A 23,658-nucleotide genomic window follows, 5' to 3' on the forward strand; every position below is an offset into this window, starting at 1 on the left:
GGGTAACCGGCGGGTCGCGCTCCGGATACGCGCGTCAGGGCCGGTCAGCACTCCGGGCGGCAGGAACAGGGTTCGTCGGGTTACCGTTCGAGTGGCCGTTGCGGGCTTTTCCCGTTTGACACGGGGGCGGGAGGTACCGTCACACTCCGCAGCGTCACGACCGAAACGCAGCATGACCCGACCCCGGGAGCACTGCCTGGGGAGGCCCCAGCGTCGACCGGAGAGAAGAGCGAAGTTGTCCCCGATCAGCGAGACCGCGAACGGCGGCCGCCGACTCGTCATCGTCGAGTCGCCTGCCAAGGCGAAGACGATCAAGGGCTATCTCGGCCCTGGTTACGTCGTCGAGGCGAGCGTCGGGCACATCCGCGACCTTCCCAGCGGCGCGGCGGAGGTGCCGGAGAAGTACACCGGCGAGGTCCGCCGCCTCGGTGTGGACGTCGAACATGACTTCCAGCCCATCTATGTGGTCAACGCCGACAAGAAGGCGCAGGTCAAGAAGCTCAAGGACCTGCTGAAGGAGTCCGACGAGCTCTTCCTCGCCACCGATGAGGACCGCGAGGGCGAGGCCATCGCCTGGCACCTCCAGGAAGTCCTGAAGCCGAAGATCCCGGTCAAGCGCATGGTGTTCCACGAGATCACCAAGGACGCCATCCGGGCCGCCGTCGCCAACCCGCGCGAGCTCAACCAGAAGCTCGTCGACGCCCAGGAGACCCGCCGCATCCTCGACCGCCTCTACGGCTACGAGGTCTCGCCGGTCCTGTGGAAGAAGGTCATGCCGCGCCTGTCGGCCGGCCGCGTCCAGTCCGTCGCCACCCGGCTCGTCGTCGAGCGGGAACGCGAGCGCATGGCGTTCCGCTCCGCCGAGTACTGGGACCTGACCGGCACCTTCGCGACCGGCCGCGCGGGCGACGCCTCGGACCCGTCCTCGCTGGTCGCGCGCCTCCAGACGGTCGACGGCCGGCGTGTCGCGCAGGGCCGCGACTTCGACTCCCTGGGGCAGCTCAAGAGCGCGAACACCCTCCACCTCGACGAGGCGAACGCCCGCGCGCTCGCCGCCGCCCTGGAGAACACGCGCTTCGCGGTCCGCTCGGTCGAGTCCAAGCCGTACCGCCGCTCGCCGTACGCCCCGTTCCGTACGACGACGCTCCAGCAGGAGGCCTCGCGCAAGCTCGGCTTCGGCGCCAAGGCGACGATGCAGATCGCGCAGAAGCTGTACGAGAACGGCTACATCACCTACATGCGTACGGACTCGACGACGCTGAGCGACACGGCGGTCGCCGCCGCCCGCGCCCAGGTCACGCAGCTGTACGGCGCCGACTACCTGCCCGCCCAGCCGCGGACGTACGCCGGCAAGGTCAAGAACGCGCAGGAGGCGCACGAGGCGATCCGCCCCTCCGGGGACCGCTTCCGCACGCCCGCCGAGACCGGGCTGACCGGCGACCAGTTCAAGCTGTACGAACTGATCTGGAAGCGGACCGTCGCCTCCCAGATGAAGGACGCGACCGGCAACAGCGTCACCGTGAAGATCGGCGGCGCCGCCTCCGACGGCCGGGACGTCGAGTTCAGCGCCTCCGGCAAGACCATCACCTTCCACGGCTTCCTCAAGGCCTACGTCGAGGGCGCCGACGACCCGAACGCCGAGCTGGACGACCGCGAGCGCCGCCTGCCGCAGGTCGCCCAGGGCGACGCGCTGACGGCCGAGGAGATCACGGTCGACGGCCACGCCACCAAGCCCCCGGCCCGCTACACCGAGGCGTCGCTGGTCAAGGAGCTGGAGGAGCGCGAGATCGGCCGCCCGTCGACGTACGCGTCGATCATCGGCACCATCCTGGACCGCGGCTACGTCTTCAAGAAGGGCACGGCACTCGTCCCGTCCTTCCTCTCCTTCGCCGTGGTGAACCTCCTGGAGAAGCACTTCGGGCGGCTCGTCGACTACGACTTCACCGCCAAGATGGAGGACGACCTCGACGCCATCGCCCGCGGCGAGGCCCAGGCGGTGCCGTGGCTGCGGCGCTTCTACTTCGGTGAGGGCGACGGCGCGGGCGACGGCGGCGCCGCCGACGCGGGCAACGGCGACGGGGACCACCTCGGCGGCCTCAAGGAGCTGGTGACCGACCTCGGCGCCATCGACGCCCGCGAGGTGTCCTCCTTCCCCGTCGGCAACGACATCAAGCTGCGCGTCGGCCGCTACGGCCCGTACGTCGAGCGCGGCGAGAAGGACGCCGAGAACCACCAGCGCGCCGACGTCCCCGAGGACCTGGCCCCGGACGAGCTGTCCGTGGAGCTGGCGGAGGAGCTGCTCGCCAAGCCGAGCGGCGACTTCGAGCTGGGCACCGACCCGGCCACCGGCCACGCCATCGTCGCCAAGGACGGCCGCTACGGCCCGTACGTCACCGAGGTGCTGCCCGAGGGCACCCCGAAGACCGGCAAGAACGCCGTGAAGCCGCGTACGGCCTCGCTGTTCAAGTCGATGTCCCTGGACACGGTGACCCTCGACGACGCCCTGAAGCTCATGTCGCTGCCGCGCGTCGTCGGCACCGACGCGGAGGGTGTCGAGATCACCGCGCAGAACGGCCGCTACGGCCCGTACCTGAAGAAGGGCACGGACTCGCGGTCCCTCACCTCCGAGGAGCAGCTCTTCACGATCACGCTGGAGGAGGCGCTGGCGATCTACGCCCAGCCCAAGCAGCGTGGCCGGGCCGCGGCCAAGCCGCCGCTGAAGGAGCTGGGCACCGACCCCGTCAGCGAGAAGCCGGTCGTCGTCAAGGACGGCCGCTTCGGCCCGTACGTCACCGACGGCGAGACCAACGCGACCCTGCGCTCCGGCGACAGCGTCGAGGACATCACGCCGGAGCGCGGCTACGAGCTGCTGGCCGAGAAGCGTGCCAAGGGCCCCGCCAAGAAGACGGCGAAGAAGGCCACGAAGAAGACGGCCGCCAAGAAGGCGCCCGCCAAGAAGACCGCCGCCAAGAAGACGGCGGCGGCCAAGACGACGGCCGCGAAGAAGACCACGGCCAAGACGGCGGCGAAGAAGACGGCCACCAAGACGGCCGCCAAGAAGGCGACCGCCGCCAAGGGTTCGGAGGACTGAGCCCGCCTCAGCAGTACGCCTCGGCGGTCTTCGTCGTTCGCTGAGCGAACGCCCCGGCACCATCGCGGTGCCGGGGCGTGCGTGCGTTCGGCCGGGAACGCCGGACTGTCCGCGCCGACCTATAGGCTGAACGCATGACGCGAGCCGAGCAGCCAACGGCCCCTCACCCCGCCCCGGACGACGCCCTCGTCGCGGACTCCCGCGAGCGTGCCGTCCGCGCCCTGCTGCGCCGACCGCAGCTGAGGCGGTTGTGGAGCGCACAGCTGGTGGGGGGTGTCGGCGACATCCTCGCCCTCCTGGTGCTGGTCCTCCTCGCCGTGCAGGCCGCGATCGGCGCGGGCTCCTTCGGCGGTGGGTACCGGGGCGTGGCGTTCGCAGTGGCGACCGTTTTCGGCGTACGCATCCTCGCGACGCTCCTCTTCGGCGCTGTACTGCTCGGCCCGCTCACCTCACTCACCTCTCCCGAGGGTCCGCTCGACCGCCGCTGGACCATGGTCGGCGCCGACGGGCTGCGGGCCGCGCTGCTGATCGTGGCGCCGCTGTGGATCGACTGGACGCCGGACGACGCGCTGGCCTACCTCCTGGTGACCGCCTTCGTCACCGGGGTCGCCGAGCGCTTCTGGACGGTGTGCCGGGAGAGCGCGGCGCCGGCGCTGCTGCCCGCGCCGCCCCCGGAGGGCGCGACGGTACGCCCGCTGCCGGACCACATGGACGCGCTGCGCCGCCTGTCGCTCCGCACGGGCTTCGTCGCGGTCCCGCTCGCCGGTGCCGCCCTGGTCGTCGCGGGCCTGCTGAACAACCTGCTGGGCGCCGGTGTCGACTGGTTCGCCGAGCACCAGGCGGCCCTCGCCTCGTACGTGGCGGCCGGGCTGTTCGCCGCGTCCCTGTCCGTGGTGACCTTCCTGGAGCTGCCCTCGGTGCGCACCCCGCGCGCGCGGTCGCCGCTGGAGGGCGCGCGCCGTCCGAAGAGCGGCACGGGCGTCGACAAGGGCCGCACGGGTGCCCTGCCCCTGCTGGTCTTCGCCTGCGCCGCGGTCGCCGCGGTGGTGGCCGCCGCGGTCGCCGTGGCGGTGCTGCACGCCAAGGACCTCGGTGGCGGCCCGGTGCTGTACGGGCTGATGGTCGGCGCGCTGACCGGCGGCGTCGTCGTCGGCATCCGCACGGCGCCGGCCCTGCTGCCGTCCCTGTCGCGCCGGCGGCTGCTGGCGCTGGCCATCGCCTTCGCCGGCGTCGCCCTGCTGGCCGCCGGGCTGGTCCCGGACGACACCACCGTCCTGCTGCTCCTGGCGCTGACCGGCGTCGCCGCGGGCGTGGCCGCGAACACCGGGCACACCCTGCTCGACCAGGAGACCGAGGACCACCGGCGGGCGCGGACCACCGAGCACCTGCACGCGGTGGTCCGGGTGTACGTGGCGCTCGGTGCGGTCGTCGCCCCCGTGGTGGCCGCGTCGATCGGGCCGCACCGGCTGGAGAACGGCAAGTTCGTCTTCGCGCACGGCGGCGCCGCGTTCGTGCTGATGCTGGCGGGCGCGCTGCTGCTGCCGGTGGCCGCGCTGGTGCTGGCCAAGGTCGACGACCGCTCCGGGGTGCCGCTGCGGCACGACCTGCGCGACGCGCTGCTCGGCGGCGACGACCCGGTGCCCACGCCCGCCGCGAACGGATTCTTCATCGCCCTGGAGGGCGGCGACGGCGCCGGCAAGTCCACCCAGGCCGAGGCCCTCGCCGAGTGGATCAGGGGCAAGGGCCACGAGGTCGTGCTGACGCGCGAGCCCGGGGCGACCCCCGTCGGCAAGCGCCTGCGCTCCATCCTGCTCGACGTGTCGAGCGCCGGTCTGTCGCACCGCGCGGAGGCGCTGCTGTACGCCGCCGACCGCGCGGAGCACGTCGACACCGTGGTCCGCCCCGCCCTGGAGCGCGGCGCCGTGGTCATCTCCGACCGGTACATCGACTCCTCGGTGGCCTACCAGGGCGCCGGGCGCGACCTGTCGCCGACCGAGATCGCCCGCATCAACCGCTGGGCGACCAATGGGCTCGTACCGCACCTGACCGTCCTGCTGGACGTCTCGCCGGAGGCCGCGCGCGAGCGGTTCACCGAGGCGCCGGACCGGCTGGAGTCGGAGCCCGCCGAGTTCCACACGCGTGTGCGCTCCGGCTTCCTCGCCCTGGCCGCCGCCGACCCCGGCCGCTACCTCGTCGTGGACGCCGGCCAGGAGCCCGAGGCCGTCACCACCGTCGTACGCCACCGGCTCGACCAGGTGCTGCCGCTGTCCGAGGCCGAGATCAAGGCCCAGGAGGAGGCACGGCGCAAGGCCGAGGAGGAGGCGCGCCGCAAGGCCGAGGAAGAGGCCGCGCGCAAGGCCGAGGAGGAGCGGCTGGAGCGCGAGCGCCTCGAACAGCTGGAGCGGCTGCGCGCCGAGGAGGAGGAGCGCAAGCGGCGCGAGCTGGAGGAGGCGCAGCGGCGCGAGGCCGAGCGGCAGGCGGAGGAGGCCCGGCAGCGGGCCGAGGAAGCGCGCCGCAAGGCTGAGGAGGAGCGGGCCCGGCTCCTCGCCGAGGAGAAGGCGCGGGCCGAGGAGGAGGCGCGTCGCCGGGCCGAGGAGGAGCGGCGGCGCAAGCAGGCCGAGGAGGAGGAGCGGCTGCGGGCCGAGGCCGAGGCCCGGCGCCTGGAGAAGCAGCGCAAGGCCGAGGAGGCCCTGATGCGGGCCGAGAAGGCACGCCGGGCCGCGGAGCAGGCGGCGGCAGCGGCCGCGACCGGCCCGAAGCCGACGGCTCCCCCCGCGGCCGACGCGCCCCGCCCGGCACCGCCCGCACCGCACCACTCGGACGCGGCGACCGTGCCGACCCCGATCGTGACCCCGACGAACGCGTCCGGTGGTCCGGTGGAGGACACGGCGGTACTGCGGCCGGTGCGGGACCCGGAGGACTCGTACGGCGACGCCGGTGAGGACGGCCCCCGTGACGGCGGGGAGTCCGAGTCCGAGGTGACGACCGAGCTGCCCAAGCCGCCCGCTCCGGCGGGCGCGGCGGACGAGACGGCGGTCCTGCCGGCGGTGGAGCCGCGCGCCGAGGACGAGACGGCGGTACTGCCGCCCGTCACGCCGTCGGCCGCCGAGGAGACGGCCGTGCTGCCGCCCGTCCGCGCGGAGGACCCCGCCGACCGGGTGCCGTCGGACTACTTCCGCAAGGAGGACCCGGCCGCCGGTTCCGACCGTTCCCCGGAAGCCCCGGACCGCACCCGCGAACTGCCCCGCGTCGATCCCGACCAGGCACCGCCCCGCAGGCGGCGCTCCGACTGGGCCGAGGAGACCCCGCTGGACGACCTGCCGACGCTGGCGGACGAGCTGCTCGGCCCGCACGACGGGGACGCCCCCGAGCCGGACGGCCGCGGCGACGAAGGTCGCGACGGTCAGGGCGGCGACGGAGGCCGCCGCGGCAAGGGCGGCCGGGGACGGCGCTGAGCCCCCGGCGCCCCGCGCCCCGGGCCCGGCGCCCGTTGTCAGTGCCGCCCCGCACAATGGAGGGCGCGACGCGGAGTGCGGGGCGCGGCGCGGTACGACGGCGGAGTGTGACGGAAGGACGGCGTGACCCATGAGCGTGTGGGACGACCTCGTCGGGCAGGAGAAGGTGAGCGAGCAGCTCGCCGCCGCCGCCCGGGACGCCGACGCCTTCGTCACCGCCGCCGCGGCCGACGGTCCGCTGCCCGAGGCGTCGAGCATGACCCACGCCTGGCTGTTCACCGGGCCGCCCGGCTCCGGGGTGACGCAGACGGCACGCTCCTTCGCCGCCGCACTCCAGTGCGTGAGCCCCGACCGGGCGCTCGGCGGAGTCCCCGGCTGCGGCTTCTGCGACGGCTGCCACACCGCCCTCATCGGCACCCACGCGGACGTCAGCACGGTCACCGCCGTAGGCGCGGAGATCCGCGTCGCCGACATGCGGGACACCGTCCGCAAGTCCTTCACCTCACCGGCGAACGGCCGCTGGCAGATCATCCTCGTCGAGGACGCCGAGCGGCTGAACGAGAAGTCCGCCAACGCCGTCCTCAAGGCCGTCGAGGAGCCCGCCCCGCGGACGGTGTGGCTGCTGTGCGCCCCGTCCATCGAGGACGTCCTGCCCACCATCCGCTCCCGCTGCCGCCACCTGAATCTGCGCACCCCCTCGGTGGAGGCCGTGGCCGACATGCTCGTACGCCGCGAGGGCATCGAGCGGGACGTCGCCGCCGCGGCGGCCCGCGCCACTCAGGGGCACGTCGACCGCGCCCGGCGCCTGGCCACCGACCCCACCGCCCGCGATCGCCGGGCCGCCGTCCTGAAGCTGCCGCTGCGGGTCGAGGACGTCGGCGGCGCGCTCAAGGCGGCCCAGGAGCTGGTGGACGCCGCGGCCGCGGACGCCAAGCAGCTCGCGGAGGAGATGGACACCAAGGAGACCGAGGAACTGAAGGCGGCCCTCGGTGCGGCCCAGGGCGGCCGGCTGCCGCGCGGCACGGCGGGCGTGGTCAAGGAGCTCGAGGACAACCAGAAGCGCCGCCGCACCCGCACCCAGCGCGACAGCCTCGACCTCGCCCTGACCGACCTCACCGCCTTCTACCGCGACGTGCTCGCCCTCCAGCTCGGCTCCCGCGTGGCGATCGCCAACGCCGACGCCGAGGACGCCCTTGAGCGCATCGCCCGCGGCAGCTCCCCGGAGGCCACCCTCCGCCGCATCGAGGCCATCGCCGCCTGCGGGGAGGCCCTCGACCGCAATGTGCCGCCGCTGCTGGCGGTGGAGGCGATGACGATGGCCCTGAGAGCGGGCTGACCGAGCCGCCCGGCAGAGACCGGCGTCGGCCCGGTTGACCGCGTAACTCGTACGAGGCACGTCGAGCACGCTGAGCGTCGAGGCGATCGCGGAGAGTTACGCTCGCTGAATGCACACAAGGCGCACCCACCGCAGGACCCGCATCGGCAGGACCCGTACCGCAGCCACGCTGCTCGCCACCGCGCTGCTCGCCACCGCCTGCTCCGCCGGGGGCGCGTCGACGTCCGCCGGCCCGGCGGCGGCCGAGGCGGCCGGGTCGACGGAGGCGGCCAAGACCTCGCTGACCGCGCTGCCGAAGGCCACCCCCTCCGAGCTGGCGCCGTACTACGAGCAGAAACTGAACTGGCGCGACTGCGGCGTCCCCGGCTTCCAGTGCGCCACGATGAAGGCCCCGCTCGACTACGCGAAGCCGACCGAGGGCGACGTCCGGCTCGCCGTGGCCCGCAAGAAGGCCACCGGCCCGGGCGAGCGCCTCGGCTCGCTGCTGGTGAACCCGGGCGGCCCGGGCGGCTCGGCGATCGGCTATCTCCAGCAGTACGCGGGCATCGGCTACCCGGAGGAGGTCCGCGCCCAGTACGACATGGTGGCGGTGGACCCCCGGGGCGTGGCCCGCAGTGAGCCCATCGAGTGCCTCGACGGCCGCGAGATGGACGCGTACACGCAGACGGACGTCACCCCGGACGACGAGGGCGAGACGGACGAGCTGGTCGACGCGTACAAGGAGTTCGCCGAGGGCTGCGGGGCGGACGCGCCGAAGCTGCTGCGGCACGTGTCGACCGTCGAGGCGGCCCGCGACATGGACATCCTGCGGGCGGTGCTCGGCGACGAGAAGCTGACCTACGTCGGCGCCTCGTACGGCACGTTCCTCGGGGCGACGTACGCCGGACTGTTCCCGGACCGGGCGGGCCGCCTGGTCCTGGACGGCGCGATGGACCCCTCCCTGCCCGCGCGCCGCCTGAACCTGGAGCAGACGGCCGGCTTCGAGACGGCGTTCCAGTCTTTCGCGAAGGACTGCGTGACACAGCCCGACTGCCCCCTCGGCGACAAGAACACCACCCCCGACCAGGTCGGCAAGAACCTGAAGGCCTTCTTCGACGACCTCGACGCCAAGCCGATCCCCACGGGCGACGCCGACGGCCGCAAGCTCACCGAATCCCTCGCCACCACCGGCGTGATCGCCGCGATGTACGACGAGGGCGCCTGGCAGCAGCTGCGCGAGTCCCTGACCTCGGCGATGAGGGAGAACGACGGCGCCGGCCTGCTGGTCCTGTCCGACAGCTACTACGAGCGCGACGCCGACGGCAGCTACAGCAACCTGATGTTCGCCAACGCCAGCGTGAACTGCCTCGACCTCCCCGCCGCCTTCACCTCCCCGGACCAGGTGCGCGACGCGCTCCCCGACTTCGAGAAGGCGTCCCCGGTCTTCGGTGAGGGCCTCGCCTGGTCCTCCCTGAACTGCGCGTACTGGCCGGTCGAGCCCACGGGCGGGCCGCACCGCATCGAGGCCGCCAGCGCCACCCCGATCGTCGTGGTCGGCACCACCCGCGACCCGGCCACCCCCTACCGCTGGGCCGAGGCCCTGGCCGGCCAGCTCGCCTCCGGCCGCCTCCTCACCTACGAGGGCGACGGCCACACCGCCTACGGCCGCGGCAGCGCCTGCATCGACTCCGCGATCAACACGTACCTCCTGCGCGGCACCGCGCCGGAAGACGGCAAGCGCTGCTCGTAGCCGCCCCGGACGCCCGTCCCACCCGCCCCGGAACCCACGCCTCCGGGGCGGGTGCGAAGCACCCCCGGAAACTGTGTAGACTTACCGACGTTGCTGATCGCACCATGGGTGCCCAGCGCGCCGCCTTAGCTCAGATGGCCAGAGCAACGCACTCGTAATGCGTAGGTCTCGGGTTCGAATCCCGAAGGCGGCTCCATCGAACCCCAGGTCCGGCCCCGCCGACCTGGGGTTTCCTCGTTGCATCGCCGGGGAGTCGGCGTGGAACCGTGATCGGCGTGTGATCGCTGACGCGTAGTGTCCCTTTGGCCAAGGGGGCGCGGTGCGTGTATCGGGGGGGGCGGGCAGGGCATGGAGTGGCGGAGGGCCGCGATACCAGCGGTGGTCGGTGGGCTGCTGCTGACCGCGATGCTGTGGTGGGCGGGGTCGAGCGCACAGGCACTGCACCTGCGGGGGACGGCCGACGCGCTGGGGGGCCGGGTCGTCGCCGACCTGGAGCGGTGGCTCCTTCCCTGGTCGTACGACCCCCCGGCATCGGTTCGGTTCGGTACCGGGGTGATCGGCGAGATCGCCGATCCGGGCGGGGGCGACGCCGACCGCTACCTGGGCCTGTACCGGACGGCCCTGCAGATTCGGTTCACCGCGGTCTTCGTCTTCTTCGTACCCGGGGCGGTGTTGCTGGTCCGCAGGCTGCCCCCGGTACGCGGCCGAGTGCCGGCGGCGCTGCTCGCGCTGTGGGCGTGGGGCCTGGTGGCCGGGATGTTGGCGGTGACGGTGTCCGCACCGTGGCTGATCGCCGCGGAGGGACGCGGCAGTTACCGCTTTCTTCCGCAACTGGCCGCGGCCATCGCCGCGGGCCGGCAGATCCTGGTGCTGTGTGCGGTGGTGGCCGCGCTGGGGACGGTGCTCGTGGCGCGTTTCACGAGCGAGGCGTCCGAAGCACCGGCGCGGCAGCGCGTCTCGGTGCCCGCCGGTCGCCTGTCCGCCTCCGTAGGCACAGCCGTTGTCGCGCTGTCCCTGGTCGTTCTGTCGTACGAGTCCGTGGCCGCCACTGTCCAGACGGCCTTCGCGGGCAGCGGACTGTTCGCCGAACCCGGCGAACTGCTGCGCCAATGGCTGCTGCTCGGAGGCTGGGCCGGCCCGGGCAGCGGTACCTCCGTCGGTGACTGGCTCCTGCAGCGCACTCCCGACGTGCTGTTGCTCGCCGTGGTGTGGTGGGCGTTGCGGCTGCTGCCCGGACTGCTCACGCGTGCCACCCTTCCAGCGATGGCGGTCGGCGCGGTCTGTGCGACCGTCCTGGGTCTGCTGGCGAGCCAGCTGCTACGTGCGCTGATCGTGGACGGTGGGCTGCGCTGGGGACTGACATACCTGTCCGCCGGTTTGGGAAGCGGCGTCCCCGCCGCCCTGACCTTCGGCCTGGTGGCGGGGGCAGCGGCCACCCTGGCCCTGCGGATGTCGCCGGACCGGAGTGCTCACGGCGGCGACTGATCCGGCGGTCCGAGCACGCGCTCCACTGCCTCGAGCCGACGCCGCTGCCGCCGCAACGACAGGGGAAGGGCCAGGAAGGCCAGCACGCCGAGCAGCATCAGTGCTGCGGGAAGGTATGAGCCGTCCGCGAAGTGGGCGGCCGCTATCACCAGCCACAAGCAGATCAGGGCCACGCGCACCCATCGGTACCGGCGATCGCCTTGCCACTCGAGCATCCGGCGCTGGCGCTCGACGATGTCCACGACCGCGGGCCGCACGGCCGGGTCGGTGGGCGGCCTGCCCCGGCGTATCGCTTGTCCGAGCCGGGTGTACTGACGGGCAGTCAGCCCGAACCGCCGTGCCGCGCGGCGCTGCCACCGCCATGCACCTACGAAGGACACCACCGCGGCGACCACCGCCAACGTGAGCACCGTGAGTCCGGACCGGATCCAGGGTTCCGAGTCGGCCGTCAGGGCACCGACGGCGACTCCCGTGAGCGTCACCGCCAGGCAGACCACGCCGAGCAGCGCGATCACCCGCCGCCGATCCTTCTTCTCGAGCCCTTCCCACAACATGCCCGACACGCGGCCCCTCGCTCGAGGATTCTCCGGAGATCCCGTCTACCCTCCCGGCCCCTGAACATCCGTGTCCTCGCAGTGGGCTGCCGGGCGGGCAGACGCCGCCAGTGCGGCGAACCGTGGAGCCGCCGACGGGCGTACGCCGTGAATCGTGGTCGTGAACGGTTAGCATCGCGCACACGCTGTCGGCCGGAACGAGGTGAGGGCATGGGCGAGGGCACGGGCCGGGACGTCGGGGCGCCGAGGATCGCCGTCGCCGTGGTCACCATGGGGAACCGGCCCGCCGAGGTCGACGCCCTGCTGGAGTCCGTGGCCAAGCAGGACGTGCCGCCCGCCCGGATCGTGATCGTCGGCAACGGCTGCCCGCTGCCCGAGTTCGCCGCACGGCTGTCGTTGCCCGGCGAGGTCACGGCGATCGAGGTCGACGAGAACCTCGGCTGCCCCGGCGGACGGAACGTGGCGCTCGCGCGGCTGCGGGAGTTCGGCGACACCGACGTGGTCGTGGAACTGGACGACGACGGGCTCCTCGTGGACGCCGATGTGCTGCGTCGGGTCGGGGAGCTGTTCGCGGCCGACGAGCGGCTCGGCATCGTGGGCTTCCGGATCGCCGACGAGCACGGCGAGACACAGCAGCGGCACGTCCCCCGGGTCGGCGCCTCCGATCCCATGCGGGGCGGGTACGTCACCGGGTTCCTGGGCGGCGGGCACGCGCTGCGGTCGGCGATGCTCGACGAGGTCGGCGACTGGCCCGCCGAGTTCTTCTTCGCGCACGAGGAGACCGACCTCGCCTGGCGTGCCGCCGACTCCGGCTGGCGCATCCTCTACGCGCCCGAGCTGCTGCTCCAGCACCCGAAGACCTCGCCCGCGCGGCACGCCGTCTACTTCCGGGTCAACGCCCGCAACCGTGTCTGGCTGGCCCGGCGCCGACTGCCGCTCCCGCTCATCCCCGTCCACCTCGGCGTGTGGATACTGCTCACGGTGGCGCGCCACCGGTCGCTCGGTGGGCTGCGGGCCTGGTTCGGCGGGTTCGTGGAGGGGATGCGCAGGCCTGCGGGGGAGCGGCGGCCGATGCGGTGGCGGACCGTGGGACGGCTCACGCGGCTGGGACGGCCGCCCGTCATCTGACGGCGGGCGGGGTGCGCGCGCCGCTCACTTGGCGTCCGCGTAGCACTCCACCACCGCCGTCGTGAACGGGAAGCGCACCGGCGTCCGGCCGAACGTCAGCCGCCCCGCCAGTTCCGCCGATTCCCGTATCGCCGCGACGACGGCGTCGGCCTCCTGCCTCGGACAGTGCACGATCACCTCGTCGTGCTGGAAGAAGACCAGCTCCGCCGCCCTCCCCGCACAGGCCTGCCGCAGCGCGGCGAGCAGCAGCAGGGCCCAGTCGGCGGCGCTGCCCTGGACCACGAAGTTGCGGGCGAAGCGGCCCCGGGCGCGGGCGTTGGTGGAGGCGTAGCCGGGCACCCACTCCTGCGGGCCGGGGTCGTCCGGCTGCCGCTCCTCCTGCGGGATGCCGGCCTCCTCGGGCGCGTCGTCGGAGGAACCCGCGGCCGGCGGGCAGGTGCGTCCCAGCCAGGTCCGCACGAGCCGCCCCTCCTCTCCCGCGCGGGCCGCGTCGTCGACGTACGCCACCGCGCGGGGGAAGCGGCGTCTGAGCGCGGCGAGGTTCTTCAGGCCGTCGCCGGAGGTCTGGCCGTAGACCGCGCCGAGCACGGCGAGCTTGGCCTGGTCGCGGTCGCCGGAGAAGGCGCGGTCGGAGACGGACTGGTAGAGGTCGGTCTCCCGGCCGCCCACCTCCATCAGGCCCGGGTCCCGGGAGATCGCCGCCAGCACCCGCGGCTCCATCTGGTCGGCGTCGGCGACGACCAGGACCCAGCCCGGGTCGGCGACGACGGCCCGCCGGATCACCTTGGGGATCTGGAGTCCGCCCCCGCCGTTGGTCACCCAGCGCCCGGTGACGGTGCCGCCGGCCAGGAACTCGGGGCGGAAGCGGCCCTCGCGCACCCAGTCCTGGAGCCAGGACCAGCCGTGGGCGACCCAGATCCGGTACAGCTTCTTGTACTCGATCAGCGGCTTCACGGCCGGGTGGTCGACGGACTCGATCTCCCACCGGCGGGTGGAGCCGACCTTGATCCCGGCCTGCGCGAACGCCTTGACCACGTCTGCGGGCAGGTCGGGCCGTACCCGGCGGCCGAAGGCGGCGGACACCTCCTCGGCCAGCTCCGCCAGGCGGCGCGGCTCGCCCCCGCCCGCGTACCGCTCGCCGAGCAGGTCGTGCAGGACCTCGCGGTGCACGTCGGTCCGCCAGGGCAGCCCCGCGCGGTTCATCTCGGCGGCCACCAGCATCCCCGCCGACTCGGCGGCCGTCAGCAGCCGCAGCCGGTCGGGGTGCGCGGACCGGTCGTGCCGGCGCTGCTGCTCGGCGTAGACGGCGAGCAGGTCGTCCAGGGGCAGGTGGACGGCCTGGGGTTCGAAGAGCGAGGACTGGGCGCCTGGCTCGGCGGAGCGCTGCGGCGGGTCGGGCGGTACGGGTCCGCCGTGCAGCCGGGCCAGGGCGGCGGCGGCCGAGCGGGGCTGCCCGTAGTGCCCCTCGTGGCCCAGCAGGAGGGTCTCGGCGGCCTCCACGTCGTAGCACCGCTCTACCCGGACCCCTTCGGCGAGCAGGCGCGGGTAGATCTCGGAGGTGGACCGCCACACCCAGCGCGAGACGTCCGGCCGGGCGCGCACCGCCTCAGCCGGTCCCGGCTCTCGCCGCACCGGTCCCGCGGGCAGCCCGCCGGGGCCGAGGGGGGCGACCTCCACGCCACCGTCCTCGGCCACGGCGAGCGCCCACCGGTCGGCCATGTCGCGAGTGTCGCAGCAGGGACTGACAACGGCCCCTCGCCGTGACCACCGGGGCGTCGGCTCAGCCCTCCTGCCGGCCGGTCTCCGCCCCCTCCGGCTCCTGGGCCATCTCGATGAACTGGGCCAGCGCCTCGGTGATGTACCGCTCGGTGGCCTCCTTGCCGAGCCCGAGCCCGCTGAGCACGCCCTCGCCGTTCTCGTGCTCCAGCAGGGCGAGCAGGATGTGCTCGGTGCCGATGTAGTTGTGGCCGAGGCGCAGGGCCTCGCGGAAGGTGAGTTCGAGGACCTTCTTGGCGGCGGGGCCGTAGGGCACCAGCTCCGGGACCTCCGCCGCGGCGGGCGGGAGCGCCGCGGTCGCCGCCTCCCGCACCGCGTCCGGCGCCACGCCCTGTGCGGCGATCGCCTTGGCGGAGAGGCTCTCGCTCTCGGTGAGGAGGCCGAGGACCAGGTGCTCGGGCAGGCCCTCGGTGTTGCCGGCGGTCTTGGCCGCGTTGTGGGCGGCCATCACGGCGTTGCGGGCACGGGGCGTGTAGCGGCTGAAGCCCTGGTTCGCGTCCAGGTCGGCGGACTCCTTGGGCACGAACCGCTTCTGCGCGGCCTGCCGGGTGACGCCCATGCTCTTGCCGATGTCCGTCCAGGACGCGCCCGAACGCCGGGCCTGGTCCACGAAGTGGCCGATGAGGTGGTCGGCCACCTCACCGAGGTGTTCGCCGGCGATGACGGCGTCCTGGAGCTGTTCGAGGGGCTCCGCGTGCACCTTCTTGATCGCCGTGATGAGTTCGTCGAGGCGTACGGATGACGTGATGCTCGGGTTCGTCGTCATGTGTCAACCGTAGGTTGCGGCCCATTCGCTGTCAACCGATAGTTGACAGCCTGGGTGTCCGGTGGTCGTGGCACCATCGCCGGGTGAGTACGCCCCGCACCGTCGACCGTGCCTTCGAGACCGCCCTGTACGACACCGGCGACGCCGCCCTCGACGGCGCCGCCTCGCTGCTGGCCGCCGACCCGGCGGCGGACGCGGAACTGGCCCGGCGGGGCGAGGAGTTCGTGGCGGCTGCCTGGCGGCGCGGCTGGCAGCCCGCCGACCTCGTACGGATCGTGCGGCGCGAGCTGGACGACACGCACGTGCGGCTGGTGGCGGCACTGATCCGCGCCCAGGCGCCGGACGACCGCCCGCGCGGGCCCCGCTGGACCGCCCAGCTCGACGCCGTACCGGACCAGGCACCGCCCCGCACCGACCGCTTCTCGCACGCCACCGCCGTACTGGAGCTGTACCGCCTGCTGCTGCGGCTGCCCGTGCTGGAACCGCTGGAAGCGCCGCGGGCGCCGGGCGCGCCGCGCGGCGAGGCCCGGCCGGAGTCCCGCGCCCTCGCGCGTATCCGCGCACTGCTCGCCAAGGCGGAGGCGACCGGGTTCCCGGAGGAGGCTGAGGCGCTGAGCGCCAAGGCGCAGGAGCTGATGGCCCGGCACAGCGTCGACGAGGCGCTGCTGGCGGCCGGCGCCCCCTCGCCCGACGCGCCGGGAGCCTGCCGGATCGGGGTGGAGCCGCCGTACGAACAGGCCAAGGCGGTGCTGCTGGACGCGGTGGCCGACGCCAACCACTGCCGCGCGGTGTGGAACGAGGCCCTCGGCTTCTCGACAGTCGTCGGCTTCGAGGGCGACCTGGAGTCGGTCGAACTCCTCTACACCTCGCTGCTGGTGCAGGCCGAGGCCGCGATGGCGAAGGCGGAGGCGGCGCAGCGTGCCGGCGGGCGCAAGCGGACCAAGACCTTCCGGCAGTCGTTCCTCGCCGCGTACGCACACCGCGCGGGCACCCGGCTCCGGGCGGCGGCCGAGGCGGCCACCGCCGAGGGCGGGGCGGCGGCGGGCGTGGACCTGCTGCCGGTCCTGGCCTCCCGCGAGGTCGCGGTCACCGACCGGCTGGAGCGCCTGTTCCCGGAGACGACCACGACCCGCCTGCGCGGTGTCTCCGACGCGGCGGGCTGGACGGAGGGCACCCGCGCGGCCGACGACGCGCGGGTCGAGCGCCGACGGCCGCTGCGGTAGCGCACCGCGCGGTGGCGGCCCGGCTCAGGAACCGAGGCCCTCGGTCGGCAGGCCGGGCGGCAGCGAGCCGCCCTCGGACCGGGTGTACGTCTCCTCGCCGACGCCGCCTTCCCACGTCACCTTCAGCGAGGTGTCGTCGACCGACTCGACCGTGCCCCTCGCCCGGTCGTCGCTGCCGGCGGTGCACTTCAGGCGGATGGTCCGGGTGCCGGACTCCTCACCGGCGGTGCCGCTGCACACGGTCCCGCCGGTGGCGAAGAGGGCGGCCTGGTCGCCGGTGACCATCAGCGCGACCGCCTGGCCGTCGGCGGTGGCGAGCCAGCTGCCCTCCAACTCCCCGGCCGCGGAGGGCGATCCGCCTGTTCCGCCGCCGGTCTGCGAGCTCGCGCTCGCGGAGGCGCTGGGCGCCGCCGACGACTTGTCCCCGCCCGAGCCGCCGTCGTCGGAGTCGCCGCTGTCGGTGCACGCGGTCAGCGCCAGGGCGCCCATCAGCCCGACGGTCACGGCCGCAGCCCGCAGGGACCGCCGGGCCGACCGGGCCGACCGCCCGCGCGGACCCCCGGTGCTTCCGGGCACACTCACAGCAGTACTCGCAGCCGTACTCACAGCCGTACTCCTAGCCGTGCCAGTCGCGTTCGCCGTGCTTGCCGTGCTCGCCGTGCTGTCCACCCTCACCCGTGTCACCGGAAGCTCCAAGCTGTTGCCGGACGGCCGTTCGGCCCCAAGACAGCCGCAAGCTACCAGGAGGCCTTGCGCACCCCGGGAAGATTCCCGGCGTGTGCCTGCTCACGCAGGTTCACCCTGGACAGTCCGAAGGTGCGCAGATAGCCGCGCGGGCGCCCGTCGACCTGGTCGCGGTTGCGTACCCGCGTGGGGCTCGCGTCGCGGGGCTGCCGACGCAGTTCCCGCTGGGCGGCGAGCCGTTCGGCCTCCGTGGCGGACGGCCGGCGGACGATCTCCTTCAGCTCGGCCCGGCGCGCGGCGTACCGCGCGACGGTCCGCTGCCGCTGCTCGTTCTTCGCGATCTTGCTCTTCTTCGCCATCAGATCCTCACTCCCCGGGCGCGGATGCGCGCCACCGCCGCCTCGACGCCGATCGCGTCGACGGTCTTGATCCCCTTCGCGCTCAGCTTCAGCCGGACGTGCCGGTTCTCGCTCGGCAGCCAGTAGCGCCTGGTCTGGACGTTGGGGTCGAAGCGGCGGGAGGTCCGCCGGTGGGAGTGCGAGATGCGGTTGCCGAAGCCGGGCCTGGCCCCGGTGAGCATGCAGTGGGCGGACACGGTGACGTACCTCTCCTTCGGGTCGGTCGACCCCTAGCTGTTAATGGAATTCATTTTCAGTAAGATACCAGCCATGGCACGCAACGAACTCCGCCCGGTCATCAAACTCCGGTCCACCGCCGGGACCGGCTTCACCTACGTCACCCGCAAGAACCGGCGCAACGACCCCGACCGGCTGGTCCTGCGCAAGTACGACCCGGTGGCCGGCCGCCACGTCGACTTCCGAGAGGAGCGCTGACCCCCGTGCGCAAGGGAATCCACCCCGAGTACCGCCCGGTCGTCTTCCGCGACCGCGCCGCCGACTACGCCTTCCTCACCCGCTCGACCATGACGAGCGAGCGCACGATCGAGTGGGAGGACGGCAACACCTACCCGGTCGTCGACGTCGAGATCTCGGACGTCAGCCACCCCTTCTACACCGGCACCGCCCGCGTCCTGGACACCGCCGGCCGCGTCGAGCGCTTCGAGCGCCGGTACGGGAAGCGGGGCGGGGCATGAGCGGGCCGGAGCGCCCGGCCCTGCCCGTGGTGATCGTCGGCGGACTGCACGCCGACGCCCGCAAGGCGGCCGTGGCCCGGCTCCTCGCCGACGTGCCCGGCAGTGTCGTACTCCACCACGACCTCGCCACGGCCACCGCGGGCACGGTCGTACGGACCGTGCGGGACGCCACCGGCATCCGCTCCGCCGGCGAGGCGCCGCTCGTCAACGACTGCGCCTGCTGCGCCCTGCGCGAGGACCTCGTCCCCGAGCTGGCACGGCTCGCGCACGCCGGAGGCACCCCGCTGGCGGTCGTCGAGCTGTGGGACTCCGTGGAGCCCAAGGCGATGGCCGAGGTGGTGACGGCCGGCGGCTTCACCGTCACCGGCGTGATCACCGCCGTCGACCCGGCCCTCGTGCTGCCCTACCTCGGCAACGGCGACGACCTCGCCGAGGGCGGCCTCGCCGCCGCGGCCACCGACCAGCGCACCGTCGCCGACACCTTCGCACGCCAGCTGGAGTACGCCCCCGTCCTCGCCCTCGCCGACTCCCCGGAGGCCGACGACGAGGACCGCGAGCTGCTGGCCCAGCTCCACCCGACGGCCCGCCGGGTCCCGATCGGGCAGGGCGGCCCGGCGAGCGGCCACGGCGACCGGAACGGCTCCTCCTCCCCGCTGGCCCGTGCCGCGCGGGCCGGCTTCGACGTCGAGGCCGCGGCCGCCGCCCAGCACCCGGCCTGCGCCCTGCTGCCCGCCGAGGCCGACGCGCACGGCGTCTCCACCCTGGTGTGGCACAGCCGCCGGCCCTTCCACCCGGAACGGCTCTACGCGGCGCTGGAGGACCTGACCTGCGCCGCGGCCCGCAGCCGGGGCCGGTTCTGGCTCGCCGACAAGGCGGACACGCTGCTGCACTGGGACGCCGCGGGCGGGGCGCTGTGCGTGGAGAGCGCGGGGCCCTGGCTCGCCTCGCTGCCCGACGCCGCGTGGGAGATGGTCCCGCCCGTACGCCGCGCCGCCGCCGCGCTGGACTGGCACCCCGAGCACGGCGACCGATGCCAGCACCTGGTCTTCACGTCCCCCGGCCTCGACCGCGACGGCCTCGAACGGCTCCTGGAGTCCTGCCTGCTGACCGACGCCGAGTACGCCGCCGGGCAGGCCGCCTGGGAGCGCCTTCCGTCCGCCTTCGACACCCTCCTGGAGGTCTGAGACCCCATGCCCCGCAAGAGCGACCGCAAGCCCGCCAAGCAGCGGCCCAATCCGCTGGACCAGGCCAAAGTGACGTACATCGACTACAAGGACACCGATCTGCTGCGGAAGTTCATCTCCGACCGAGGGAAGATCCGCAGTCGCCGCGTCACCCGTGTGACGTCCCAGCAGCAGCGGCAACTGGCCAGGGCGATCAAGAACGCCCGGGAGATGGCGCTGCTGCCGTACTCCGTGCGCTGACCTGCGCCGCCGGGCCGTCCACCGGCGCCGGGACCCGGGGGCCCGCTCGACCGAGCGGGCCCCCGGTGTTGGTGCATGTTGTTGCATGTTCTCCGAATTCGGGGGCATACGGGGGAACGAGTTCTTCGGAGCGGGCGTCAAAGAGTGCAGGACTCGGTAAAGCGGTCGTCAAAGCTGTAACTGAGGGAACACCCCGCGTGCACGTGCATTTGCTCATGCATCTGCACGTGAACAGGGATATGATCCGGATCAGTTGACCACTGCATCAATGGCCACATCAGCCAGTGCACCACCGGGGAGCGACCTGTGGACCACGACGTGTACGACGTGTACGCCGCTGACGACGCGTCCGGCGTGTACAACGGCATGGCCGCCGCGCAGTTGCACGACGTGGCCTGGCAGAAGAGCCGGCACAGCAACTCGCAGGGGTCGTGCGTGGAGTTCGCGCGGCTGCCCGACGGCGCGGTGGCGGTGCGCAACTCCCGCTTCCCCGACGGGCCCGCCCTCGTCTACACGCGTGCCGAGATCGAGGCCATGCTGCTGGGCGTCAAGGACGGCGAGTTCGACCACCTGGTCACGAGCTGACACGCGTGCGACCGCGGCGCGGAAAGGCGCTGCGGGCGCTGCGGTCGCTGCGGGCACAACAGGTGCCGCGTGCACCGCTGCGGATCACGCGCCGGGTTGCGGGAGCCGGAACAGCGCCCAGACCACCTTCCCGTCGAGCGTCCCGGCGAGCGGGTGCCAGCCCCAGCCGTCGCTGAAGGAGTCGACGAGGAACAGTCCCCGGCCCGACTCCGCCGAGAAGTCATCCGTCTCGCGGGCCACCGGGCTGTCGTGACTGGGGTCGCGCACCGCGCACACCAGCCGCTCGGGCCAGCGCATCAGATGCAGCCGGACGGGACCGTTCTGCTCGGCGGTGCGCGGGGTGTCGGCGGGCAGCGCGTGGCGCAGGGCGTTGGTGACGAGTTCGGAGACCACGAGGCAGACGTCGTCGAAACGGTCGCTCATGCCCCAGCCGTCGAGCGTCCTGCGGGTGAACCCCCGGGCCTCGCGCACCGCTTCGAATCTCGGTGGCAGGGCGCAGGATGCGGCGTTGGAGACGGCCGCGGGGTCGAGTGGCGGAAGGCCCTGCCGTAACGGCTCGAGCATGGTCGATCCATTCGTCCCCATGCGAGGCACTCCCGAAATTCGCGGTCCGAGGCGATGCGGCGCGGTGGTGCGGGACCATGGTTTCGGATGCGTACCGCAGATGCAAGGGCAGATGCACGTGCACGTGACCGAAATGGACCTGCCCGTACCGCTTGTTGGTCAATTTTTCCGTCATCTTCGCCTCCTCTTCATCTCTCTCCGCGGCCGGTTCCGAGCCCTTCCGTGCATGATCCTGTGCGTTTCCTTTGGCTCGATTCCGTTTCCGTAACCGGACGAGTACTGCTCGGAGTGTTTTAGTGGCAGACTTCGGCCCCTGAAGACGGTTGGGGAGGCTGGCGAACGTGAGCGCGGGAGAGCCCGGATCGGTGGTGCGGCGCATGCTGCTCGGATCACAACTCAGGCGACTGCGTGAGACGCGGGGGATCACGCGGGAGGCGGCGGGCTACTCGATCCGCGCCTCCGAATCGAAGATCAGCCGGATGGAGCTGGGCCGGGTGAGCTTCAAGACGAGGGACGTCGAGGACCTGCTGACGCTGTACGGCATCACGGACGAGCAGGAGCGCAACTCCCTGCTCTCCCTCGCCAAGGAGGCCAACGTCGCGGGCTGGTGGCACAGCTACTCCGACGTGCTGCCCAGCTGGTTCCCCACCTACGTGGGCCTGGAGGGCGCCGCCTCGCTGATCCGGGTCTACGAGGTGCAGTTCGTGCACGGCCTGCTCCAGACCGAGGAGTACGCCCGCGCGGTCGTCCGGCGCGGCATGAAGGGCGCCGGCGAGGCGGACGTCGAGCGGCGGGTGACGCTGCGCCTGGAGCGGCAGAAGCACCTCGTCGCGGAGAACGCGCCCGAGTTCCACATCGTCCTGGACGAGGCCGCGCTGCGCCGTCCGTACGGCGACCGCGCGGTGATGCGCGGCCAGCTCCAGCACCTCATCGAGATGTCGGAGCGGCCCAACATCCGGCTCCAGGTCATGCCGTTCGGCTTCGGCGGGCACTCCGGCGAGAGTGGCGCGTTCACGATCCTCAGCTTCCCCGAGTCCGACCTCTCGGACGTCGTGTACCTGGAGCAGCTGACCAGCGCCCTGTACCTCGACAAGGGCGAGGACGTCACCCAGTACGAGACCGCGCTGAAGGAACTCCAGCAGGACAGCCCGGGGCCGGACGAGAGCCGGGACCTTCTGCGGGGGCTTCTCCAACTCTCCTGAAACGTAAGTACGATGACGCTCAATCAGGCCGTCGGCTCACGGACGTGACGGCCGGCGGCAGCTATGGGGATTGAGGGATCACATGTCGTCGTACTTCACCGACCTCGCCCAGCAGTACATCGACGGCGAGTGGCGCCCGGGCACCGGCTCCTGGGACATCATCGACTTCAACCCGTACGACAACGAGAAGCTGGCCTCGGTCACCATAGCCACCGTCGACGAGGTCGACGCCGCCTACCGGGCCGCCGAGCGCGCGCAGAAGCCGTGGGCGGCTACCAACCCGTACGCCCGCCGCGCGGTGTTCGAGAAGGTGCTGCGCCTGGTCGAGGAGCGCGAGGGCGAGATCAGCGACGCGATCGTCGCCGAGCTCGGCGGCACCCGCCTGAAGGCCGCCTTCGAGCTGCACCTCGCCAAGGAGTTCCTGCGCGAGGCGGTGCACCTGTCGCTGGCGCCCGAGGGGCGGATCATCCCGTCGCCGGTCGACGGCAAGGAGAACCGCGTCTACCGGGTGCCGGTCGGTGTCGTGGGCGTCATCAGCCCCTTCAACTTCCCCTTCCTGCTCTCCCTCAAGTCGGTCGCCCCGGCCCTCGCCCTCGGCAACGGCGTCGTCCTCAAGCCGCACCAGAACACGCCGATCGTGGGCGGCACCCTGGTCGCGAAGCTCTTCGAGGACGCCGGTCTGCCCGGCGGTCTGCTGAACGTGGTCGTCACCGACATCGCGGAGATCGGCGACGCCTTCCTGGAGCACCCCGTCCCCAAGGTCATCTCCTTCACCGGCTCGGACAAGGTCGGCCGCCACGTGGCCACCGTCTGCGCAGCGAACTTCAAGCGCTCGGTGCTCGAACTGGGCGGCAACAGCGCGCTGGTGGTCCTCGACGACGCGGACGTCGACTACGCGGTCGACGCGGCCGTCTTCAGCCGGTTCGTCCACCAGGGCCAGGTCTGCATGGCCGCCAACCGCGTCCTGGTCGACCGCGCGGTCGCCGACGAGTTCACCGAGAAGTTCGTCGCCAAGGTCGCCGGTCTCAAGGCGGGCGACCCCCGCGACCCGTCGACGGTCATCGGACCGGTGATCAACTCCTCGCAGGCGGACGCCCTGACGGCCGTCGTCGAGCAGGCGCTGGCCGAGGGCGCCACCGCCCTGGTGCGCGGCACGGTCACGGACAACCTGGTCGAGCCGTCGGTGCTGACCGGCCTGCCCGCCGACTCCGCCCTGCTCCAGCAGGAGGTCTTCGGGCCGGTCGCCTTCCTCGTCCCCTTCGACGGCGAGGAGGAGGCCGTACGCCTGGTCAACGACACCCCGTACGGCCTGAGCGGCGCCGTGCACACGGGGAACACCGAGCGCGGCGTCAACTTCGCCAAGCAGATCGACACCGGCATGTTCCACGTGAACGACGGCACCGTGCACGACGAGCCGATCGTGCCGTTCGGCGGCGAGAAGCACTCCGGCATCGGCCGCCTCAACGGCGACACCATGCTGGACGCCTTCACCACCCAGAAGTGGATCTCGGTGCAGCACGGGCGCAGCGGGTTCCCGTTCTAATACGGGTCCCGGGTCCCCCT

The 23,658-nt window shown here is 72.8% G+C and carries 21 protein-coding genes and 1 tRNA gene; 15 read left to right on the forward strand and 7 right to left on the reverse strand.

What is annotated here, in order from left to right:
- Positions 1-235 precede the first annotated feature (235 nt).
- From topA to AMK11_RS13670, 6 genes are all read left to right on the forward strand, one after another.
- On the forward strand, positions 236-3,091 hold the full coding sequence (gene topA / locus AMK11_RS13645; RefSeq protein ID WP_073726647.1) for a type I DNA topoisomerase: 2,856 nt from the start codon (positions 236-238) through the stop codon (positions 3,089-3,091).
- Between the two features lie 134 nt (positions 3,092-3,225).
- Positions 3,226-6,546 (forward strand): dTMP kinase, encoded by a 3,321-nt coding sequence (gene tmk / locus AMK11_RS13650; protein ID WP_073726648.1) that lies wholly within the window; start codon positions 3,226-3,228, stop codon positions 6,544-6,546.
- A gap of 130 nt (positions 6,547-6,676) precedes the next feature.
- A complete protein-coding gene (locus tag AMK11_RS13655) occupies positions 6,677-7,882 on the forward strand; it encodes a DNA polymerase III subunit delta' (protein WP_073726649.1) in 1,206 nt (401 codons plus the stop codon).
- Positions 7,883-7,991: 109 nt separating this feature from the next.
- Complete coding sequence (locus tag AMK11_RS13660) at positions 7,992-9,611, forward strand: alpha/beta hydrolase (RefSeq protein ID WP_073726650.1); 1,620 nt, start codon at positions 7,992-7,994, stop codon at positions 9,609-9,611.
- 119 nt (positions 9,612-9,730) lie between these two features.
- A tRNA-Thr gene (locus AMK11_RS13665) sits at positions 9,731-9,807 on the forward strand.
- A gap of 152 nt (positions 9,808-9,959) precedes the next feature.
- Entirely contained in the window at positions 9,960-11,096 is a 1,137-nt protein-coding gene (locus AMK11_RS13670) for a hypothetical protein (protein WP_073726651.1), read from the forward strand.
- Here AMK11_RS13670 and AMK11_RS13675 read toward each other — a convergent pair.
- Positions 11,081-11,659 carry a hypothetical protein gene (locus tag AMK11_RS13675; RefSeq protein ID WP_073726652.1) on the reverse strand — a complete coding sequence of 193 codons (579 nt, stop codon included), beginning with the start codon at positions 11,657-11,659 and terminating at the stop codon, positions 11,081-11,083. The genes AMK11_RS13670 and AMK11_RS13675 overlap by 16 nt on opposite strands.
- A 201-nt stretch (positions 11,660-11,860) precedes the next feature.
- On the opposite strand from AMK11_RS13675, the gene AMK11_RS13680 reads away from it, so the two are divergent.
- On the forward strand, positions 11,861-12,778 hold the full coding sequence (locus tag AMK11_RS13680; protein ID WP_073726653.1) for a glycosyltransferase family 2 protein: 918 nt from the start codon (positions 11,861-11,863) through the stop codon (positions 12,776-12,778).
- Positions 12,779-12,802: 24 nt separating this feature from the next.
- Here AMK11_RS13680 and AMK11_RS13685 read toward each other — a convergent pair whose 3' ends face one another.
- Together AMK11_RS13685 and AMK11_RS13690 are read right to left on the reverse strand one after the other, a co-directional pair.
- A complete protein-coding gene (locus AMK11_RS13685; RefSeq protein WP_073726654.1) occupies positions 12,803-14,497 on the reverse strand; it encodes a bifunctional 3'-5' exonuclease/DNA polymerase in 1,695 nt (564 codons plus the stop codon).
- Between the two features lie 61 nt (positions 14,498-14,558).
- A complete protein-coding gene (locus AMK11_RS13690) occupies positions 14,559-15,320 on the reverse strand; it encodes a Clp protease N-terminal domain-containing protein (protein WP_073726655.1) in 762 nt (253 codons plus the stop codon).
- Between the two features lie 83 nt (positions 15,321-15,403).
- Between AMK11_RS13690 and AMK11_RS13695 the strand changes: the two genes are divergently transcribed.
- Complete coding sequence (locus tag AMK11_RS13695; RefSeq protein ID WP_073726656.1) at positions 15,404-16,543, forward strand: DUF2786 domain-containing protein; 1,140 nt, start codon at positions 15,404-15,406, stop codon at positions 16,541-16,543.
- Between the two features lie 24 nt (positions 16,544-16,567).
- On the opposite strand, the gene AMK11_RS13700 is transcribed toward AMK11_RS13695, so the two are convergent.
- From AMK11_RS13700 to rpmB, 3 genes are all read right to left on the reverse strand, one after another.
- Positions 16,568-17,062, reverse strand: a complete 495-nt coding sequence (locus AMK11_RS13700) for a hypothetical protein (RefSeq protein ID WP_383582577.1) — start codon at positions 17,060-17,062, stop codon at positions 16,568-16,570.
- A gap of 218 nt (positions 17,063-17,280) precedes the next feature.
- Positions 17,281-17,586 carry a 30S ribosomal protein S14 gene (gene rpsN / locus AMK11_RS13705; protein WP_073726657.1) on the reverse strand — a complete coding sequence of 102 codons (306 nt, stop codon included), beginning with the start codon at positions 17,584-17,586 and terminating at the stop codon, positions 17,281-17,283.
- The gene (gene rpmB, locus AMK11_RS13710; RefSeq protein ID WP_073726658.1) at positions 17,586-17,822 is read right to left on the reverse strand and encodes a 50S ribosomal protein L28; all 237 of its coding nucleotides are present in this window, start codon (positions 17,820-17,822) and stop codon (positions 17,586-17,588) included. Before rpmB ends, rpsN begins: the two co-directional genes overlap by 1 nt.
- A 73-nt stretch (positions 17,823-17,895) precedes the next feature.
- Between rpmB and rpmG the strand changes: the two genes are divergently transcribed.
- The 5 genes from rpmG (at position 17,896) to AMK11_RS13735 (ending at position 20,329) form a co-directional block, all read left to right on the forward strand.
- Entirely contained in the window at positions 17,896-18,060 is a 165-nt protein-coding gene (gene rpmG / locus AMK11_RS13715) for a 50S ribosomal protein L33 (RefSeq protein WP_019329852.1), read from the forward strand.
- Between the two features lie 5 nt (positions 18,061-18,065).
- Positions 18,066-18,320, forward strand: coding sequence for a type B 50S ribosomal protein L31 (locus tag AMK11_RS13720; protein ID WP_073726659.1), 255 nt, complete (start codon positions 18,066-18,068; stop codon positions 18,318-18,320).
- On the forward strand, positions 18,317-19,504 hold the full coding sequence (locus tag AMK11_RS13725) for a CobW family GTP-binding protein (protein WP_073726660.1): 1,188 nt from the start codon (positions 18,317-18,319) through the stop codon (positions 19,502-19,504). The genes AMK11_RS13720 and AMK11_RS13725 overlap by 4 nt, the downstream gene beginning before the upstream one ends.
- A gap of 6 nt (positions 19,505-19,510) precedes the next feature.
- A complete protein-coding gene (gene rpsR, locus AMK11_RS13730) occupies positions 19,511-19,744 on the forward strand; it encodes a 30S ribosomal protein S18 (protein WP_073726661.1) in 234 nt (77 codons plus the stop codon).
- Between the two features lie 306 nt (positions 19,745-20,050).
- Complete coding sequence (locus AMK11_RS13735) at positions 20,051-20,329, forward strand: DUF397 domain-containing protein (RefSeq protein WP_073726662.1); 279 nt, start codon at positions 20,051-20,053, stop codon at positions 20,327-20,329.
- An 84-nt stretch (positions 20,330-20,413) separates the two neighbouring features.
- On the opposite strand, the gene AMK11_RS13740 is transcribed toward AMK11_RS13735, so the two are convergent.
- The gene (locus tag AMK11_RS13740; RefSeq protein ID WP_073726663.1) at positions 20,414-20,893 is read right to left on the reverse strand and encodes an ATP-binding protein; all 480 of its coding nucleotides are present in this window, start codon (positions 20,891-20,893) and stop codon (positions 20,414-20,416) included.
- A 377-nt stretch (positions 20,894-21,270) separates the two neighbouring features.
- On the opposite strand from AMK11_RS13740, the gene AMK11_RS13750 reads away from it, so the two are divergent.
- A complete protein-coding gene (locus AMK11_RS13750) occupies positions 21,271-22,095 on the forward strand; it encodes a helix-turn-helix domain-containing protein (RefSeq protein WP_073726850.1) in 825 nt (274 codons plus the stop codon).
- Positions 22,096-22,177: 82 nt separating this feature from the next.
- On the forward strand, positions 22,178-23,638 hold the full coding sequence (locus AMK11_RS13755) for an aldehyde dehydrogenase family protein (protein ID WP_073726665.1): 1,461 nt from the start codon (positions 22,178-22,180) through the stop codon (positions 23,636-23,638).
- Positions 23,639-23,658 lie beyond the last annotated feature (20 nt).

It is taken from the genome of Streptomyces sp. CB02414 (genome assembly GCF_001905385.1).
GTDB lineage: Bacteria > Actinomycetota > Actinomycetes > Streptomycetales > Streptomycetaceae > Streptomyces.